Here is an 18,058-nt window from a genome sequence, read left to right as displayed (position 1 = left end):
TAGAGCTGACGACCGGGATTGAACCGGTGACCTCATCCTTACCAAGGATGTGCTCTACCAACTGAGCTACGTCAGCTTGAAAAAGCAGAGAAAATTTAAAAAACAAAATCCCCATTTAGTCTGAGCGGGGGACGAGGTTCGAACTCGCAACCAACAGCTTGGAAGGCTGTGACTCTGCCAATTGAGTTACCCCCGCTTAATGTTTTGGGGAAAAGTGGGCGGCGAGGGATTCGAACCCCCAAAGGCGTTCGCCAACGGATTTACAGTCCGCCCCGGCTCTCCAACTCCGGCGTCCGCCCAAATCCATCAGTACATTTTTTTCAAGAGTATAAACTTATGATTCCTTTTTTTAAAAAGCAAATATTCTGCCAAAAGAAATTTCTTTTTTTTTGATTTTTTGTGAGATTTTATTAAAATTGGAAAATATAGCTAATATCTTTTAACCAAAAGTTAGAATTTTAGTGATTCCAAAGTTCTCTATCTAAACTTCTATACTGAATTGCTTCACTTATATGTTGCGGAAGAATATTTTCAGAATTCTCTAAATCTGCAATTGTTCTGCTCACTTTAAGAATTCTATCATAAGCTCTTGCTGAAAGTCCTAATTTTGTCATCGCAATTTTTAATAAATTTGCTCCAACTTCATCTAAATTGCAATATTTTCTTACTTCTTTTGATCCCATATCTGCATTATTGAAGATCATTTTATTATTTTCAAATCTAATTTGCTGTTTTTTTCTAGCATTTTTAACCCGCTCTCTTATTACCGAAGATTTTTCACCATTTTCCGAAGATGATAGATCTTTATATTTCACTGCTGGAACTTCTATATGAATATCAATTCTATCTAAAAGTGGTCCAGATATTTTTGACATATATTTTTGTATCATTCCGGTATTGCATGTACATTCTTTGTTTGGATCAGTAAAAAATCCACAAGGACACGGATTCATAGCAGCAACTAAAGTAACATTTGCCGGAAATTCAAGTGACAATTTAGATCGACTAATGGTAACTTTTGAATCTTCCAAAGGTTGACGTAAAACTTCTAAAACATTTTTTTTAAATTCCGGTAGTTCATCCAAGAACAAAACTCCATGATGTGCAAAAGAAACTTCTCCAGGTTTGGGAAATGATCCTCCGCCAATTAAAGCTGCATCAGAAACTGAATGATGCGGATTTCTAAAAGGTCTTTCCGTAACCAATGCTTTTTCTTTTGGTAAAATTCCGGCAATAGAATGAATTTTTGTAGTTTCAAGTGCTTCGTCAAAAGTTAGTGGCGGCAGAATTGATGGAAATCTTTGAGCAAGCATTGTTTTTCCAGATCCAGGAGGCCCAATCATTAAAATGTTGTGTCCTCCGGCTGCTGCAATTTCTAAAGCTCGTTTTACATTTTCTTGTCCCTTCACATCAGAAAAATCCAAATGATAATAATTTATTTCAGAAAATATTTCATCTAAATTTGATTTATTGGGTTCGAAATTTTCTTCGGAGTTTAAGAATGAAATTACTTGTTTAAGATTTTCAAATCCGAATACATTTAAATTTTCTACTATTGAAGATTCTTTTACCGAATCTAAAGGAACAATTAAATTTTTAAATCCCCTTTTTTTTGCTTCAACAGCAATTGAAAGTCCTCCTTTAATTCTTCTTAAATTTCCATCTAAAGCTAATTCGCCTAAAATTAAAGTTGAGTTTAATTTTTCTTCATCTTGAATTTGTCCGTTTGAAGCTAATAATCCAACAGCAATTGGAAGATCAAACGAACTTCCCTCTTTTTTTATATCAGCTGGAGCAAGATTTATTGTAATTTTTTTCAGTGGGAATTCAAAGCCGCTGTTTTTAATTGCTGCAGAAACTCTTTCTCGGCTTTCCTTTACTGCATTATCCGGCAAACCGACAATTGTAAACGATGGAATTTGTTTTTCGCAATGAGTTTCAACTTCAATAATAAAAGCATCTATCCCGTAAGTTGCGCTTGAAAAAACTTTAGAAAGCATTTTATAAGTTTGATATTGTTAAAATTTAAATCTATATAATTTAGATTTATTTTGCTAATATCATTTTCTTTACTGCATGCGAATGTGGGGAAAGGATTTCATAAAAGTAAATCCCCGAAGGTAAATTTACACCGTTAAATTCAAAAGAATGTAAACCTTCTGTTAAATATCCTTTATGTAAATGTGCAACTCTATTGCCAACTAAATCAAAAACATTAATTTCAAATTCAGATGGAATAATAACATCCACAAATATTTTTGTATTTGGATTAAATGGATTGGGATAATTTTGATTGAGTTTAAATTCTTCAATTTTTTTATTTCCAATTTTAACTTCGCCGGAATAAACTTCCGTATTGTCTTTATTTATTTGCTTCAAACGATAAAATGCAATATCATTTTCACCTAAAAGATCATCAGTGAAATAATAAATTTTTAACGGATCATCATCTGCAAAAGTTTTAAAAATATTTCTAAATGAACTATTATTCGTAGATTTTTCTAAAATAAATTCTTTTGCCGCATAAAATTCTTGAACATACCAAATTATTGAATTATAAGATGAGCCCATAGTTACAGTCAGTTTGGGCGCTCTCGAAAAAATTGGTGCGGAAGATTTTTTCAATTCAATATCTTTTGGTTTTACAGCAATGTTTTCAAATTTATTGTAATTTGTTTGATCAAATTTTTCATCAAAATTAAATTTGCATATTAAAGTTGAGCTATCCGCATCAAAATTTAAAAAGTGTTTATTCTCAAATGCCAAATTTATTTTATTTCCAAATTTTGTTAAATAAATTCTATCTATTTCAAAACTTTTGTAATGGGAATTTGCAAAAGTAAATTTTAAAGAAGTTTTAAGATTTTTTTCGGGAATTAATTTTGTGCTCATCAATTTTGTATTCATGTAAGAACTTAATTTTATCCCGTTATTTTCTTTTTTGAACTGGATTGAAAAATAATTCCATGTTGAATTTGCAATGTAAACATCATTTTTTATTTTATCATTTTTATCAAACGGAGTTGAAGCAAATCCCAATTCATTTCTTGATAATGCAAATACAGTATCATAAGAATTGGCATCAAAAATTGTAAATAAATTTTTTACTTCAGAATTCGTTTTAAACCAAAACTCAAATAAAAGCGGAATTTTTTCACTTTCATTTTTATATTCAATTTCAAAATTTGACTGTTCTTTTAAACTTAAACAATTTCCGGCAATTTCTTGTGTTTTATAAAAATTTATAACATTATCATATTTTGTTTTTGTTGGATTTGAATTATTCTTTGCGGAATCATTTTTATAAGTAATAAATTTTTCAGCTGTTAAATTACTTCCAAAATTTCTACAGATAAAAATAATTTGATAAGGAATATTTTCTAAAATTTGAATTTTTTCTGGGTTAATTGAAATAGAAAAGTTTTCATCATTTTTTGCATAATTAATTTTTAATGGAATTTTATTTTCATTGACTAAAATTGAGGCTGATTTTATTGAGGTAAAATCTGATTTGCTAAAATTTAATCTAAATGTTTCTGAAGGCTTTTCATAAAATTTGAAAACTGCAGAAACTTCAAATGAATTTTCCGCAATTACATATTCCGGAAAATCTATTCTCACAATTGAAGGTTGAGAATCTCCTAAAATTTGTAAAATAAAAATATTTAAGAATATTATAAAACGTAAAATTTTTATCATAAGCTAAATTTAAAAATCACTTCAAAAATTAACAATTAACTTTATTTAATTCTACACCATAACTATGAAATAAGGTTTTTGGAAGAAATTAAAACTGATGATAAATTTTCCGGATTAAGTAAAATTTGTGCATAATTTAAAATATCATTTTTATTAACAGCGTCAATTTCCTTCATTGATTCTTCAACTGTTTTTATTTTATCAAAATACAAAAGTGAATTTCCCATACGCATCATTCTGTTTGAAGTACTTTCCAAACTCATTTGAACGTGACCTTTAATATATTCTTTTGCACTTTGCAATTCTTTCTCACTAACACTTTTTTCGCGAAATTTCTCAAATTCAAAATCAACAATCTTTTTTGCTTTTTTAAATGAACTTTCATTTGTGGAAAAATAGATTCCAAAAGAAGAAATATCATAAAAGGAATTCATGAAGGAATTTATTTGATATGCAATTCCGTTTCGTTCACGCAAACTTTGAAACAATCGCGAGCTGCTTCCTTCACCAAGAATATTTGTAATTAAATTGCTTATTGCTCTATCTTTGTGATTATAACCATGAGTTAATCCGCCGACAATTAAATGAGTTTGATTAATATCTTTTTGTACAAATAAATTTTCAACTTTTTTCTGTGGTGTAAAAAAATTTCTATTTTTAGATTTTACTAATTTCAAATTTGTAAGATATTTTTCGGTAAGATGAATTAACTTATTGTGATCAACATTTCCCGAAGCAATTATATACAAATTATTAATTGAATAATGTTTACTCACATAATCCAATAAATTTTGCTGCGTAAAATTTGCAATATTTTTTTCAGTTCCGATAATTGCATATTCAAGAGGATTTCCTTTGAATAAGTTTGATTCGAATTTATCAAAAATTAATTCTTCCGGCGAATCTTCAATATCAAACAATTCATCAATTACAACTTTTGATTCTTTAGCTAAATCCTTTGGTGCGAACAAAGAATTTTGAATCATATCAGATAATACTTCAAAAGTTTTTTCTATATGATTACTTATTCCTCTTCCGTAAAAACATGTATGTTCTTTAGATGTAAATGCATTTAAATAACCGCCAAGAGATTCAATATCGAGAGAAATTTTTCTTGCACTTCTATTTTTTGTTCCTTTAAAAAACATATGTTCAATTAGGTGAGAAATTCCATTTATTTTTTTATTTTCATCACGTGAGCCAACATTAAACCAAAATCCTAATGAAAATGAATTTACGTAATCCAATTTTTCGCTTGCGATTCTTATTCCATTTTCCAATTTCGTAATATTATATTTACTCAAAAATTCTCCTTAAAAAATACAGATGCCGGAATTCCTCAAATCAGAAACCGGCATTTAAATTTTCAATAAAATTCTAAAAATTATTTCTCAAATTTTTCAACATATTTCTGAAAGAAATCACCAATTTTATTATATGCTTTTTGCAAGATTTCTTCATTCGGTAAAAATACCAATCTGAAATGATTTGTTCCGGGTATTTGTCCAAAACCGGTTCCGGGTACAACTACAACACCGGTTTCTTTAATTAATTCCGCAACAAAATGATTATCCGAATTTTTAATTTCTAATTTTGGAAAAGCATAAAATGCTCCTTCCGGTTTTACACAAGAAATTCCGGGAATTGAATTCAACATTTCAACAGTTAAATTTCTTCGTGATGTTAATTTTTGCATTGCAATTTGAAGATGATCTTGTGAACCTTCCAAAGCTCCTACAATTGAATATTGTTCGGGATGATTTGCAGAAAGTCGCGAGCGCAAAATTTTATTTATTGCTTCAATATAATTTGATAAACGATTTTTATTTCCGCTAATTATTCCCCAGCCGATTCTAAATCCCGGGACCATATAATTTTTTGATAATCCGCCGAAAGTAATTACCGGAACTTCCGAATTTAAGGATGCAATCGAAGTATGCGTTACCCCATCCATTAAAAGTTTATCATAAATTTCATCTGCAAAAATTATAAGATTATGTTCAAGTGCTAAATCAATAATTTGTCTTAATGCATCCAAACTATAATTAGATCCGGTTGGATTATTGGGATTTATCAAAACTATTGCGCGGGTTTTATCATTAATTTTTCGTCTGATATCTTCAACATCCGGCTGCCAATTATTTTTTTCATCAAGAAAATATGGATTTTCAAACATCTGCAATTTGCTTTGAATGGCAGTGTACAAAGGATATCCGGGAGTTGGAGTTAAAATATTTTCACCTTGATTTACCAAAGATGTTAAACAAATATCAATTGCTTCACTTGCACCGGTTGTAATAAACAAATCTTGAATATTTTTAATTCCCTTTTTTTCTGCATTTCTAGCAATTGCATCAAGCGCAGGTTTAATTCCGGAGGAAGGAGAATATCCATTATAATTTGCAAGCATTGCCTTATAAGTATCTTCAATCATATGTCGCGGAGGTTCAAAATCATAAATATTAGGATCGCCAATATTTAAGTACAACATTTCTTTTCCGGTTTTTGCAACTTCATTTGCAACTAACAAAATATCTCTTACGGCATAAGTTATATTATTTGTTCTAATTGCCGCATTAATCTGATTGCTCATCATTTCCTCAAATTTTAAAATTTAACTTTGATAAATTACCTTATAAAGTTCTTTTTAGCAATTGATAGAAATCAATAAAAAATCCCACCGAAATGATGGGAATTAAATTTTGCCACGAATGTACGAATTTATTTTTACGTTTTTCGTCTCTCGTTTTTCGTTTCACGTTTTTACGTTTCTCGATTCACTTTTAACTTTTCGGCTTATAAATCACTCCTTTATTTTTCTGTCCGCTAATTTTTGTAATGAGCGGAATTTCAAATCTCAAATGTCTTGTAAAAGTATATTCTTCTATAGATTCTTTTTGTGCTAACCAATCCCAATCTATAAAACATTCGCCGGGAGTTTCTGCAATTGTAAAATATCCAACTCCAAAAGAAGTAATATTGTGGAAAAAATGTGAACCTTGAGATGGCGTTACACTGAAATCTTTAAATCCCGCTTCAATAATTACCGAAGCTCCCGAAATTTGATCCCAAGTAACCGGAATTCCAAGCCAAGGATCAGTACTTCCCCATCTGCCAACGCCAATCAAAATATATGGTCTTTTTGCAGTTACAAGTTTTTCATTAATTTTTGCTATTTCATAAGCAATATCTTTACTTTTACTTCTCTCAAATTTTTCTCTATCAACTACAACTAAATCGCGAATGTTATCATAAATTCCATCACCCAAAACTTGTTTTGTTGAGCAAAGCATTTCATTTCTATTTACTTCTTGAAATTCAATATTGCTTGCTTCGCGCGTCATAACCATTGGGCGCATTTGCAGAATTGCAAATTCTTTAAGTACACCTTTTGGCACCGACATATTTAGTGCAAATTCAATTTCAACTTGAGTTCCCATTCCGTAAGTACCAAAGTTCAAAATCAATTCTAAAATTTGTGGAAGTGGAAAAATATTTTGTTTTAAGATTGGGGCAAAAGTTACAACTCTTGTTCCCGATCTTGAAATTCCATCGTACACAGCATCATTTTCCGAAGAATATGTTGATCCGGTATAAAAAAGTGTATTGTCTTTTTCGGCAATTTCAAGTTTATATTGCTGAACTAAATTGTTGGGAATTTCATTTGATCCGGTGTAAAGTTTTCCTTCAATATTTAGTGCATAAAAATTCTGCTGAGCATTTTTCATTGTTTCTTTTGTTGTGAAAAACTGCATTAAATGTTTTGGATAACGAGGACAAAATCTTACTGTATTTCCACCTTCTACAACTGTTTTGCCTAATCCCAAAGCCACTAAAGCAATTCCATCTTGAGATTTTTGCGGGGCAATCGGATAAAAATTATATGATTTTGCAACTCCGGCAATATCCGGATAAAATCTTTCGTTATGTTGAGTCCCAACAAGTTTCTGAATTATTACAGCCATTTTTTCTTCTTCTAATCTATAAGAAGTAGCTTTTAAATAATCCTTTGATCTTTGCAAGAAAGTTGAAGCATAAACTAATTTTATTGTTTGTAAAAGTTCATCTAAACGTGTATCAAGATCAATATCATTATTAGGAATCATGTACGTTTGATAAACACCAGCAAACGGCTGGAATTGAGAATCTTCCAATAAACTTGATGAACGAACAGCAAGCGGAGTTTTTATCAAACTTAAAACTTCAATCAATTTTAGAATTACTTCGCTCGGAAATTTTTCCGCTTCTAAAAATTTTGTGATTATTTTTTTATCTTCTTTTTCATTAATTGCGAAACTCAATAAATCATTTTCTTCAAGAAAACTATCAAAAACATCCGTTGCTAAAACAACCGCGCTGGGAACGTAAATTTCTACGCCCTCAAATTTATTTTCTATATCATAATTAACTATTAAGGAATTTATAAATCCCAATCCTCTTGCTTTTCCACCAAGCGATCCGCCGCCAATTCTTGCAAAACTATTTTTAGGATCGAAAGTTTCTCTATCAAATTCCGTTACAGTTCCGCGTTGACGCAATTCTTGATAACTTTTTATATTGGAAATTAAATCATTCCGTAATTCAGTTACAGATTTAAAATCTGATATTTTTTTTGGTCTAAAATGTTGAGCAAGCCAAAACTCCGTTCTCGCTTTAAGCCAATTTGAGAAATGATTTCGTTCGGAATGATAAGCTACACATTCATCGGGAACAACTGTTAATTGTTCTTCGAGATTTTTTAAATTTTTTGCGCGACTAACTTCTGTTCCATCCGGCATTTTAAAAATAAAATCACCAAATCCAAAATTGGTCATTAAAAATTTCTTTAAGTCAGCTAATAATGTTGGTGAAGTTTTCTGCAAAAATGATGCTTGAATTTCTTGCGCCATTGATGCGTGATCTGCTTGACTTGATTGAAGTAAAATCGGAATATCATCTTGAAGTTCTTTTACACGTTTTGCAAACTTTAAACCAGCTTCGGGATCTTTAACTCCATTGTGAGGAAAATTTACATCGGAAATTATTCCCAAAATATATTTTTGATATTTTTCAAAATATTCCCAAGCTTCTTCATATGTTGTGCAGAGAAGAATTTTTGGTCGAGCGCGCATTCTTAAAAATCTGTGAGAAGTATTTACACCTTCAGAAATTAATCTTTGTGATTGTTTAAAAACTTGTGTATAAATAAGTGGTAAATATTGTGAGTAAAATTTTACATCATCTTCAACTAAAATTATTGCTTGAACTCCAACAACGGAAGTATCATTTTCTATATTTTTTTTATCTTCAATATATTTTATAATTCCCATTAGCAAACGGTAATCGCCTTGCCAAATAAAAAATCTATCAAAAATGTGAGAATTTGGTGTGTGTTTTATTTCTTTTCGTTCTTGATTATCATATGCCAAAAGTACAATTGGCAAATCGGGATTTATTTTTTTAACACGTTTGGCAAAATCTATAACATGCATATCTTCAATATGCATAGTGGTTATAACCAAATCAAAACTATTGATGTTTGAAATAAGATCGATTCCTTCGACGCCAGTTGTAACGTGTACAATTTCCGGAGTGTGACTTAAATTTAATGTATGATATTCTTCTCGGATTAGTTCGTAAAGTCTGCCGTCTTCCTCAAATAAATAATTATCATATAAACTAGAGACAAGTAGTATGTCTCTTATTTTATATTTCATTAATTTTTGAAATTTTTTAAGACGGCTACCAAAAACGTCTTTAACTTCGTTATCTGTCAATAGATTTTTAATCATATTTACTTTTTACACTAATCCTTGATCTAACATTGCATCGGCAACTTTTAAAAATCCGGCAATATTTGCACCGTTTACATAATTTCCCGGAGTTCCAAATCTATCTGCGGTTGTTATACATGTATTATGAATACGAACCATAATTTCATGCAAACGTTTATCAACTTCATCTTTCGACCAAGGAAGGCGCATACTGTTTTGCGACATTTCCAATCCGGATGTTGCAACTCCGCCAGCATTTGATGCTTTTCCGGGTGCATATAAAATTCCGGCTTCACTAAAAATCTTGTATCCGCCAATAGTTGTTGGCATATTTGCACCTTCGCAAACACACATACATCCATTGTTAACTAAATTTTTTGCATCTTGTTCTTCAATTTCATTTTGGGTTGCGCATGGTAAAGCGACATCAACTTTAATTTCCCAAGGTCTTCTTCCGGCAAAAAATTCAGCACCAAATTCTTTTGCATAATCTTCAACAATATCTTTATTACTTGACCTAAGTTTTAACATGTAATCCACTTTTTCTCCGCTAACGCCATCTTTATCATAAATAAATCCATCGGGACCGCTTAATGTTACAACCTTTCCTCCAAGTTCATTTACTTTTTGAACTGCACCCCAAGCAACATTTCCAAATCCAGACACAGCAACAGTTTTTCCATCAAAAGTAGTCTTTTTTGTTTTCAACATTTCTTGCGCAAAATAAACAACGCCAAATCCCGTTGCTTCTGGTCTGATCAAAGAACCTCCCCAATTCAAACCTTTTCCGGTTAACACTCCAGTAAATTCATTTTTTAATCTTTTGTATTGGCCAAAAAGATAACCAATTTCTCTGGTTCCAACTCCAATATCACCGGCTGGAACATCCGTATCTGCACCAATATGTCTAAATAATTCCGTCATAAAACTTTGGCAGAATCGCATAATTTCGTTATCACTTTTTCCTTTGGGATTAAAATCGGATCCGCCTTTTCCTCCACCCATTGGTAAAGTTGTTAAGCTGTTTTTAAATACTTGTTCAAATGCTAAGAATTTTAAAATTCCTAAAGTAACAGAAGGGTGAAAACGCAAACCGCCTTTATAAGGACCAATTGCACTATTCATCTCAATTCTAAATCCACGGTTAACATGAATTTCACCTTGGTCATCCATCCAAGGAACTCTAAACATTATTACTCTTTCCGGCTCAACCATTCTTTCTAAAATTTTTGCGGATTGATATTCCGGATGTCTTTCTAATACTAAATCCAAAGATTCGGTTACTTCTTCAATTGCTTGATGAAATTCCGGTTCACTTGGGTTTTTTGCTTTTACATCAGCAATAATTTTTTTTACGTAATCTGACATAAATTTCTCTCTAAAATTTTTAATGAATTTTTAATTATTAATATAGAATGTTTACTATCATCAAAATTTATAACGAAAGTTGGGGAAATTATTTGTTATTATATCCAGAATTTTTTGTAATAATAGACATTTTATCCCCAAAGTTCTTCGATGTAGAAATTATCTATATCGGATATCTTAGTATGTTAAACATAAGAGCATAAAATATGATTCGCAAGTGATTTTTTAATTATTCAAAACTGATAATTTGTATGCTAAATGTTTAGTTAAATAAAAAAACCCGCAGAACGGGTTTTATTTATATAATAAATTTTTCTATTTACTTTGTTAAAATCATTTTCTTCATTTGGGTGAAATCACCAGTTTCAAGTTTGTAAAAATATACGCCACTAATGAATTTACTTCCGTCAAATTCAATTTCGTAAATACCAGGTTGCTTAATTTCATCAACAAGTACTTTTACCAATTGACCTAAAACATTGTAAATTTTTAGTGTGACTTTTTGGTTTTGAAATAGAATATTATCCGGAATTGAGTATGTAATTTTTGTTACCGGATTAAACGGATTGGGGTAATTTTGCAATAATTCATATTTTTGTGGTGAGGCAAAACAGATTTCAACTTCATCAGAATAATCAAATTTTCCATCAATATCAATTTGCTTTAAACGGTAAAAATACTTACCAGATTCTTTAATTGAGTTGTCTTTAAATGAATAAAATTTTGGTGAATTACTATTTCCGTTACCTTGAACAAATGCAAGTTTGTTCCAATTTCCAAATTCAGATTTTCTTTCGATATCAAATCCATAATTATTTACTTCAGTTGCGGTTTCCCAATTGAGTTTTACATTTTTATCAATAACTGAAGCTGAAAAAGTTGTGAGTTCTACGGGGAGAGGTGAATTGTTATTTGATAAATCGTCAACAAGAATTTGAGAATTATTTTGAATGAAATCAGTTTGAATATAAAATTTAATATCAATTTTGATTTTAACAGCATTTGATGGTGAAGTAATATTATTTGTTGATAATTCAATCCAATTATTTCCTGTTGGCTGGCTATAGCCAGAAATATTAAAAGATGAAATTACTTCTTCATTATTATCAATCCATTCACAATTATAAAATCTTGCATTTATTTGGTCATCATTTGATTTCAAATTAATAGAGAAATTATAATCAGTGTTTCCGGAAATTTCTGTTATAAAAGCTTGAATGTATCCGTCCAAACCAGAGTTATTATTTACTGCTTCCACTATTAATGCATCTCCGGTTTTTCCTAAGTTTTCCCCACGTTTAAAAACAACATCGCCACTCTCATCAAATAGAAACCAGCCATCAGGATTATTTCCCGTCCAAAACTCAAATGTTCCATTTTGAAAAGTTTGTCCAAAAACCAAACTACTTAATAACAACAAAAATGTAATTGTCCTCTTCATTATACCTCCATTTATTTTAAAATTACTCCTTTTTTAAATATACAATAGAAATTTAGAAATACTATTTTTAAAATATTTGAATCTTTACTATTAATAATAGCAATTCTTTTCCATTCAATCAAATTAATAATTGAATGTTTTTAAATAGATTAATTGCAATTTGAATAATTAGATAAATTACTAATCATTAAATTTAAGTTATGAGTTTTTGATGTCTTTTTTATCTGGCTGGTTTTGAGGATTTTTGTAAAGTACAAATTCGGATTTTTCCTTTTTCGCATTTTTGTAACTATCACTAACATACCACCAATCTGATGGAATTTCTATTGTGTACTTTCCTTCTGTTTTTTTAACTTTTTCCAAAATAAATTTTGCAATACCATCCGGCATATTTAATGATACCTTTAAATTTGAAGAATTATCGATAAATGTATCAACTCTCATCCCATTTGAACTTGGTGTAAAAAATATTGAATCTGAGTTTTTTGCCTGAAGTACCACAGATGTAGTATATAAAATTAATTTTATATCTAAAATTGGTGCAGCAACTTTTTCGTAAAGTGATTCTAATGCTAACATTCCCATTAGTCCGTCATTTCTATTTCCGAATAATTGCCAAAGTCCCGAAATTCCAGATTTATACTTTAAATTCCCTCTTTTCAAATAAAGCTCTGGAGATGTTTTCTGAATTGTAATTAGATCATCTAACATTAATGGTCTTGGACCTATTAAACTCATTTCACCTTTTAAAACATTCAATAATTGAGGAAGTTCATCTAGTCCGGTTTTACGAAGCCATTTAGCATATGGTGTAATATTTGTACGTAATACTGATTTGAAAAAAATATCATTTTCAGAATTGTGAGTAATTGGTTTTATGGATTTTCGAAGTGTTCTAATTTTATAAATTTTAAATCGATTCTTTGTTAAAGTAAGTCCTCTTTCTTGAATAAAAAATGGAAAACTTTTTAATTCGAATAATATTATGATTGATGAAATTATTAGAAAAGGAATTGAAAGTATTAAGAATACCAATGAGAAAATTAAATCGAAAATTCTTCTTAACATTTATACCCTAAAATACTATTGACCATAATGCATAATCTAAAATTAAAATTACTGCAGATGAAACTACAAAAGAACGGATTGTTGATTTTCCCACACCTTCTGCACCGCCTTCGGTTCTGAATCCTATATGACATCCAAGTAATGCAGTAACTCCACCAAAAATCATTCCCTTAAACATCCCGAATAAAAAATCACCCATCGTAAAAAATCTTTTTACGGAATCAAAAAAAACCGCATATGAAACATTCAAGAAAAAATTTGAAACTAAATAAGCTCCAAGTACAGCAATAATATTTGCAAAAATTATTAAAATGGGAAGCATAATAATTGATGCAAAAAATCTTGGCATTGCTAAATATCTAATTTGACTAATTCCCATTGTTTCAAGAGCATCCAACTGTTCGGTAACTTTCATAGAACCCAATTCTGCCGCAATTGAAGCACCGACTCTTCCTGCAATAATAATTCCTGTTAAAACTGGACCAAGTTCTGTTATAATAGCTCTGCTTGTTGCAGTTCCCAAAAATGAAATTGGCGCTAAACCTTTTAACTGATAAGCAGCTTGCCATGCAGCAACAGCTCCAGTAAAAATTGCAATAATAATTACAAGAGGAAGTGAGCCAACACCAATGTGTTCCATTTGTGCAATAACTAATTTTCTATTTTTAAATATTTTCGGAAAAAATCCGATTACTTTTAGGAAAAGAATTGAGACTTGTCCAAATTCTTGAAAGAAGTTAATTGTTTTTCTTCCAACAAAGGAGAAAATATTTTCAAACAATTTTAAACTCAAATTTTTTTTCGTAAAGAATATATAAAATTATTTATCAAAATATAACTACACATTGTAGTAGTTAAAAAAGTGAAATTTTTGAAAACATCACACTCATAATAAATAGAAAATTGAGTATTTGAGAATACTTTTTGTGTTGATATCTTGATATTTTCTTATATATTTTAAATAGATTTATAAACTTCTAAAAAAATTAGTTAGGTATATTATGTCTGCAATCAATTATTTAGCAATTGAACAATCATCGGATGTGCAAATTCCGGACAATTTAGTTTTTGGCAAAAATTTTTCAACACATTATTTTGAAATGGATTATGAAACTGGAAAAGGTTGGTATAATCCAACAATTAAAAAATTTGGAAATTTTCAAATTTCTCCGGCGGCTTTAGTATTTCATTATGGACAAGCAATTTTTGAAGGATTAAAAGCTTATAAGCATTCAGATGGAAAAATTGCACTTTTTAGGCCAGATGAAAATGTGAAAAGGATGAACCGTTCCGCTGCAAGATTATGTATGCCAGAATTGGATATGGATTTGGCTTTAACTGCTTTAAAAGAACTAGTAAAATTAGAACATGAGTGGATTCCAACAAAACCCGGGCACTCTTTATATATTCGTCCACTTATGTTTGCGTGCGATCCATATATTGGGGTTAAAGCTGGTGATCAATTTAAATTTATGATTATGTTAAGTCCGGTTGGACCTTATTATCCCGAAGGATTTAAACCAGTACCTATTTTAACAACAGATAAATATGTTCGCGCAATTCGTAAAGGAATTGGCGATTGCAAAACTGCAGGAAATTATGCAGCAAGTTTATTAGCTCAGCGCGAAGCAAAGAAAGAAGGATATTCCCAAGTTTTGTGGCTTGATGGAATTCATCAAAAGTATATTGAAGAAGTTGGAACAATGAACATTTTTATTCAATTTAAAGATGAAGTTGTTACTCCAAATTTAAGCGGATCAATTTTACCTGGAATTACAAGAATGTCTGTAATTGATATTCTTAAAGATTGGGGTTATAACATGAATGAAAGACAAATTTCTATTGATGAAGTTGTTGAAGGTTACAAAAATGGAAATTTAGTTGAATTATTCGGAACCGGAACAGCTGCAATAATTTCATCAATAGGTAAACTAAAATACAATGAAAATTTATTACAATTCAGCGATGAAAATGCCGGAGAATTAGGAACAAAATTGTATGAAGAAATATTGGGAATTCAATACGGAGAAAGAGAAGATAAATTTGGCTGGTTGGATTATATAGATTAGTAATTGTCTATTTGTCATTCCCGCATGATTTTTGCGGGAATCTCCTTAAATTTCCTTTGCTACCTGCTTACTTCCAACTACTTTTAAATACAAATATTTTGCATCACCAGGAGCATAAAAATCTTGTAAAACTGCTTCTTCTTTGTAATTGCAAGCTAAGTAAAATTTACGTGTTGAAATATATTGTTCACGTCCTGATGTTTCCACATAAATTCTATTTCCGCCTAAATTCGAAATGACTTTTTCACTTTCAACTAAAAGAATTTTTCCTAATCCTAAACTTTGAAAATCTTTATGAACCGCAATCCAATAAAGATCAAAACTAAATTTCGTTGCTGGTATTGGTCCAAAGCAAGAATAACCGACTGTTTTTCCATCCATTTCTAAAAATAAAAAGTAATAACCACTTTCAATCCCTTTGCTTAATCTTTCTTCAACAAGTTCAACTGCAATATCAACTTCATCATTAGAAAAAAATCCGGTAGATGAAACAATTTCTCTAATGTTTTCAATATCCTTTTTTTTTGCGGTATTTCTTAATACATAATTCATTTTATTTTTTCTTTTTTAAATTGTTAGCCAATTCTTTTATAGCTTTTAAGCAAAAGGAAATTTTATTTCTTTCTTGTGGATTCCCGAAAAAGTCATTAGGGAATGACATTTATTCAATTCATTTTATTTCTGAATTTAAAATCACATCAACCATTTTAGTATAACTCCAGCCAAATTTTTCACTAGCCGCATAAAATCCGCTATCTGGAGAAATGCATGGATTTACATTTATTTCCAAAACATAAACATTATTATTTTTATCAACTCTAAAATCAACTCGTGCATAACCATTTAAATTAAATTTTTCCCAACAATCAATTGTTATATTTCTAAGTTTTTCAAAAAGACTTTTATCTGTTTCCTTATTTTCAAAATATCTAATTGAGTGAGAATACTCGAAAGATTCTTCATTCCACTTTGCATCATAACTCACAATCTTTGGTTTATTCTCTGGATAATCTTCAAATTTAATTTCTGCTATTGGTAAAACCAATGGATCTTTTTTCGTTTCAATAATGGAAATATTAAATTCTCTTCCATCAATAAATTCTTCAACAAAACATTCGCCATAGTTTTTTATTCGATTGGTTAATTCTTCATTTAATTTCTGATTTTCAAAAATTACTGAAGTGTCATCAAGTCCGACCGAAGCATCTTCAAAAATTGGTTTAATTATACATGGTATTTGAAAATTTAATTTATTTGAAAAATTCTTTGATGTAAACCATTTAGGAGTTGGAATATTTTGTAAATCGAATATTTTTTTTGTTAGAACTTTATTTGTTGTTACATAAAGCGATTCTGAATTTCCGCCCGTGAATGGGATTTTCAATTTTTCTAAAATTACAGGAATAAAATGAAGATATTTTTCTACACCATTAATTGATTCAACTAAATTAAAAACGAAGTCTGGTTTATATTGATGTAGAAAGTTTTCAAACATTTCAAGATTTAAATCAACACCAAATTTTACTGTTGAGTGACCTAATTCTATTAAGGATTTTTCAACTGCATTTACTTGAGCAAGAACATCTAAATCATCTGCGGCATTTTTTTCTGAAGGAAGATTATAAACAATTAAAACTTTCATTTAGTGGAAATTTATTTTGCAGAAATATTTTTTATTTTAATTCTTTCTGATGCACTTTCAATAATCCAATTCAACAATGTTCTATATTCAATTTTTTTCATTGAGCAGATAATTGGCAAATCAGAATGTGTCGGATGAATTCCCGCTAGCGGATTTAATTCAATTATATTTGGAATTCCATTTCTATCAACTCTAACATCAACTCGACCCGCATCTCTGCATCCTAAACCTTTCCAAGCATCAAGCACAAATTTCTCAGCTTTCTTTACAACTTTATCATTTACCAATTTGTAATTAATTTTTCCTTGCCAATCTTCTTTATTTGCATAAGAATAAGCATCAGGTTCTGCAGAATCTAAAAGTATAACTTCCATTGAACCAATAACTTTTGCATTTTCTCCAGTTCCAACTACGCCTGTTGTGAATTCTCTTCCCGGTAAAAATTCTTCAACTAAAACTGGTTGCTTAAATGTAGTTAAGAGGTTTTCACAAACTTCAAAAAGTTCTTTTTTGTTTTTGATTTTTGATTTTGCAGAAATCCCTTTTCCTGTACCTTCTGCATTAGGTTTTGCAAATAACGGATATTTCAATTTTACTTTTTTAACATCTCCAATTTTGTGAACTTCAAAAAAATTTGGAGTTGGTATTCCTAAATCACGCAAAACTCTTTTTGTCATTCCCTTATGAAGAGTAAGTGATAAAACTAACGGATCAGAAAAAGTATATGGAATATTATACGCATCAAGAATAGCAGGGACTTGTGCTTCCCTGCCAATTCCTCTTAAGCCTTCTGCAATATTGAAAACTAAATCCCAAGATTTACCTTTATTTAGTTTTTTTGTAAGATCCCAAATATTTCCAATTCTTTCTGTTGTGTAACCTAATTCTTTTAAAGTATCATCAATTGCCGAAATTGTACTCTCTTTATCAAATTCAGCAGTTTCTTCTTCACCAAAACCAAGTTTCAAATATTGATCGCGAAGATCAAAAGTAATTCCAATATTCATTAATTCGCAAT

The 18,058-nt window shown here is 30.1% G+C and carries 13 protein-coding genes and 3 tRNA genes; 1 reads left to right on the top strand and 15 read right to left on the bottom strand.

What is annotated here, in order from left to right:
- Positions 1 to 3: 3 nt before the first annotated feature.
- The 12 genes from IPM32_09985 to IPM32_09930 form a co-directional block, all read right to left on the bottom strand.
- Positions 4 to 76 (bottom strand) — tRNA-Thr (locus tag IPM32_09985).
- 47 nt (positions 77 to 123) lie between these two features.
- A tRNA-Gly gene (locus tag IPM32_09980) sits at positions 124 to 196 on the bottom strand.
- 19 nt (positions 197 to 215) lie between these two features.
- Positions 216 to 299: transfer RNA gene (locus tag IPM32_09975), tRNA-Tyr, on the bottom strand.
- 159 nt (positions 300 to 458) lie between these two features.
- A complete protein-coding gene (locus IPM32_09970; GenBank protein ID MBK8945582.1) occupies positions 459 to 2,000 on the bottom strand; it encodes a YifB family Mg chelatase-like AAA ATPase in 1,542 nt (513 codons plus the stop codon).
- A 46-nt stretch (positions 2,001 to 2,046) separates the two neighbouring features.
- Positions 2,047 to 3,699, bottom strand: coding sequence for a T9SS type A sorting domain-containing protein (locus tag IPM32_09965; GenBank protein ID MBK8945581.1), 1,653 nt, complete (start codon positions 3,697 to 3,699; stop codon positions 2,047 to 2,049).
- A gap of 62 nt (positions 3,700 to 3,761) precedes the next feature.
- On the bottom strand, positions 3,762 to 5,003 hold the full coding sequence (locus IPM32_09960) for an insulinase family protein (protein MBK8945580.1): 1,242 nt from the start codon (positions 5,001 to 5,003) through the stop codon (positions 3,762 to 3,764).
- A gap of 80 nt (positions 5,004 to 5,083) precedes the next feature.
- Entirely contained in the window at positions 5,084 to 6,292 is a 1,209-nt protein-coding gene (locus IPM32_09955) for an aminotransferase class I/II-fold pyridoxal phosphate-dependent enzyme (GenBank protein MBK8945579.1), read from the bottom strand.
- A 190-nt stretch (positions 6,293 to 6,482) separates the two neighbouring features.
- Positions 6,483 to 9,395 (bottom strand): histidine kinase, encoded by a 2,913-nt coding sequence (locus IPM32_09950; protein ID MBK8945578.1) that lies wholly within the window; start codon positions 9,393 to 9,395, stop codon positions 6,483 to 6,485.
- A gap of 84 nt (positions 9,396 to 9,479) precedes the next feature.
- Complete coding sequence (gene gdhA / locus IPM32_09945; protein ID MBK8945577.1) at positions 9,480 to 10,820, bottom strand: NADP-specific glutamate dehydrogenase; 1,341 nt, start codon at positions 10,818 to 10,820, stop codon at positions 9,480 to 9,482.
- Positions 10,821 to 11,139: 319 nt separating this feature from the next.
- A complete protein-coding gene (locus tag IPM32_09940; protein ID MBK8945576.1) occupies positions 11,140 to 12,261 on the bottom strand; it encodes a T9SS type A sorting domain-containing protein in 1,122 nt (373 codons plus the stop codon).
- Between the two features lie 198 nt (positions 12,262 to 12,459).
- Positions 12,460 to 13,329, bottom strand: a complete 870-nt coding sequence (locus IPM32_09935; GenBank protein MBK8945575.1) for a sugar transferase — start codon at positions 13,327 to 13,329, stop codon at positions 12,460 to 12,462.
- Between the two features lie 7 nt (positions 13,330 to 13,336).
- Complete coding sequence (locus IPM32_09930; protein ID MBK8945574.1) at positions 13,337 to 14,122, bottom strand: ABC transporter permease; 786 nt, start codon at positions 14,120 to 14,122, stop codon at positions 13,337 to 13,339.
- Positions 14,123 to 14,330: 208 nt separating this feature from the next.
- Between IPM32_09930 and IPM32_09925 the strand changes: the two genes are divergently transcribed.
- Positions 14,331 to 15,398 carry a branched-chain amino acid aminotransferase gene (locus tag IPM32_09925; protein MBK8945573.1) on the top strand — a complete coding sequence of 356 codons (1,068 nt, stop codon included), beginning with the start codon at positions 14,331 to 14,333 and terminating at the stop codon, positions 15,396 to 15,398.
- A gap of 45 nt (positions 15,399 to 15,443) precedes the next feature.
- On the opposite strand, the gene IPM32_09920 is transcribed toward IPM32_09925, so the two are convergent.
- The 3 genes from IPM32_09920 to IPM32_09910 all read right to left on the bottom strand — a co-directional run bounded on the left by IPM32_09920 (position 15,444) and on the right by IPM32_09910 (position 18,047).
- Positions 15,444 to 15,950: a GNAT family N-acetyltransferase gene (locus tag IPM32_09920; GenBank protein MBK8945572.1), complete on the bottom strand. Its 507-nt coding sequence runs from the start codon at positions 15,948 to 15,950 to the stop codon at positions 15,444 to 15,446.
- A 118-nt stretch (positions 15,951 to 16,068) separates the two neighbouring features.
- Positions 16,069 to 17,040 (bottom strand): ATP-grasp domain-containing protein, encoded by a 972-nt coding sequence (locus IPM32_09915; protein MBK8945571.1) that lies wholly within the window; start codon positions 17,038 to 17,040, stop codon positions 16,069 to 16,071.
- 11 nt (positions 17,041 to 17,051) lie between these two features.
- Positions 17,052 to 18,047: an ATP-grasp domain-containing protein gene (locus IPM32_09910; protein MBK8945570.1), complete on the bottom strand. Its 996-nt coding sequence runs from the start codon at positions 18,045 to 18,047 to the stop codon at positions 17,052 to 17,054.
- Positions 18,048 to 18,058: the final 11 nt, after the last annotated feature.

It is taken from the genome of Ignavibacteriota bacterium (assembly GCA_016716225.1).
GTDB lineage: Bacteria > Bacteroidota > Ignavibacteria > Ignavibacteriales > Melioribacteraceae.
Note: the sequence above shows the minus strand (reverse complement) of the source record. Positions and strands in the feature narration are given on the sequence as shown.

Bases quoted from the DNA above. Each gene is read 5' to 3' on its own strand.
- gdhA (MBK8945577.1), bottom strand. From the start codon at position 10,820: ATGTCAGATTACGTAAAAAAAATTATTGCTGATGTAAAAGCAAAAAAC.
- IPM32_09915 (MBK8945571.1), bottom strand. From the start codon at position 17,040: ATGAAAGTTTTAATTGTTTATAATCTTCCTTCAGAAAAAAATGCCGCA.
- IPM32_09970 (MBK8945582.1), bottom strand. From the start codon at position 2,000: ATGCTTTCTAAAGTTTTTTCAAGCGCAACTTACGGGATAGATGCTTTT.
- IPM32_09965 (MBK8945581.1), bottom strand. From the start codon at position 3,699: ATGATAAAAATTTTACGTTTTATAATATTCTTAAATATTTTTATTTTA.
- IPM32_09950 (MBK8945578.1), bottom strand. From the start codon at position 9,395: ATGAAATATAAAATAAGAGACATACTACTTGTCTCTAGTTTATATGAT.
- IPM32_09940 (MBK8945576.1), bottom strand. From the start codon at position 12,261: ATGAAGAGGACAATTACATTTTTGTTGTTATTAAGTAGTTTGGTTTTT.
- IPM32_09935 (MBK8945575.1), bottom strand. From the start codon at position 13,329: ATGTTAAGAAGAATTTTCGATTTAATTTTCTCATTGGTATTCTTAATA.
- IPM32_09955 (MBK8945579.1), bottom strand. From the start codon at position 6,292: ATGAGCAATCAGATTAATGCGGCAATTAGAACAAATAATATAACTTAT.
- IPM32_09925 (MBK8945573.1), top strand. From the start codon at position 14,331: ATGTCTGCAATCAATTATTTAGCAATTGAACAATCATCGGATGTGCAA.
- IPM32_09910 (MBK8945570.1), bottom strand. From the start codon at position 18,047: ATGAATATTGGAATTACTTTTGATCTTCGCGATCAATATTTGAAACTT.
- IPM32_09920 (MBK8945572.1), bottom strand. From the start codon at position 15,950: ATGAATTATGTATTAAGAAATACCGCAAAAAAAAAGGATATTGAAAAC.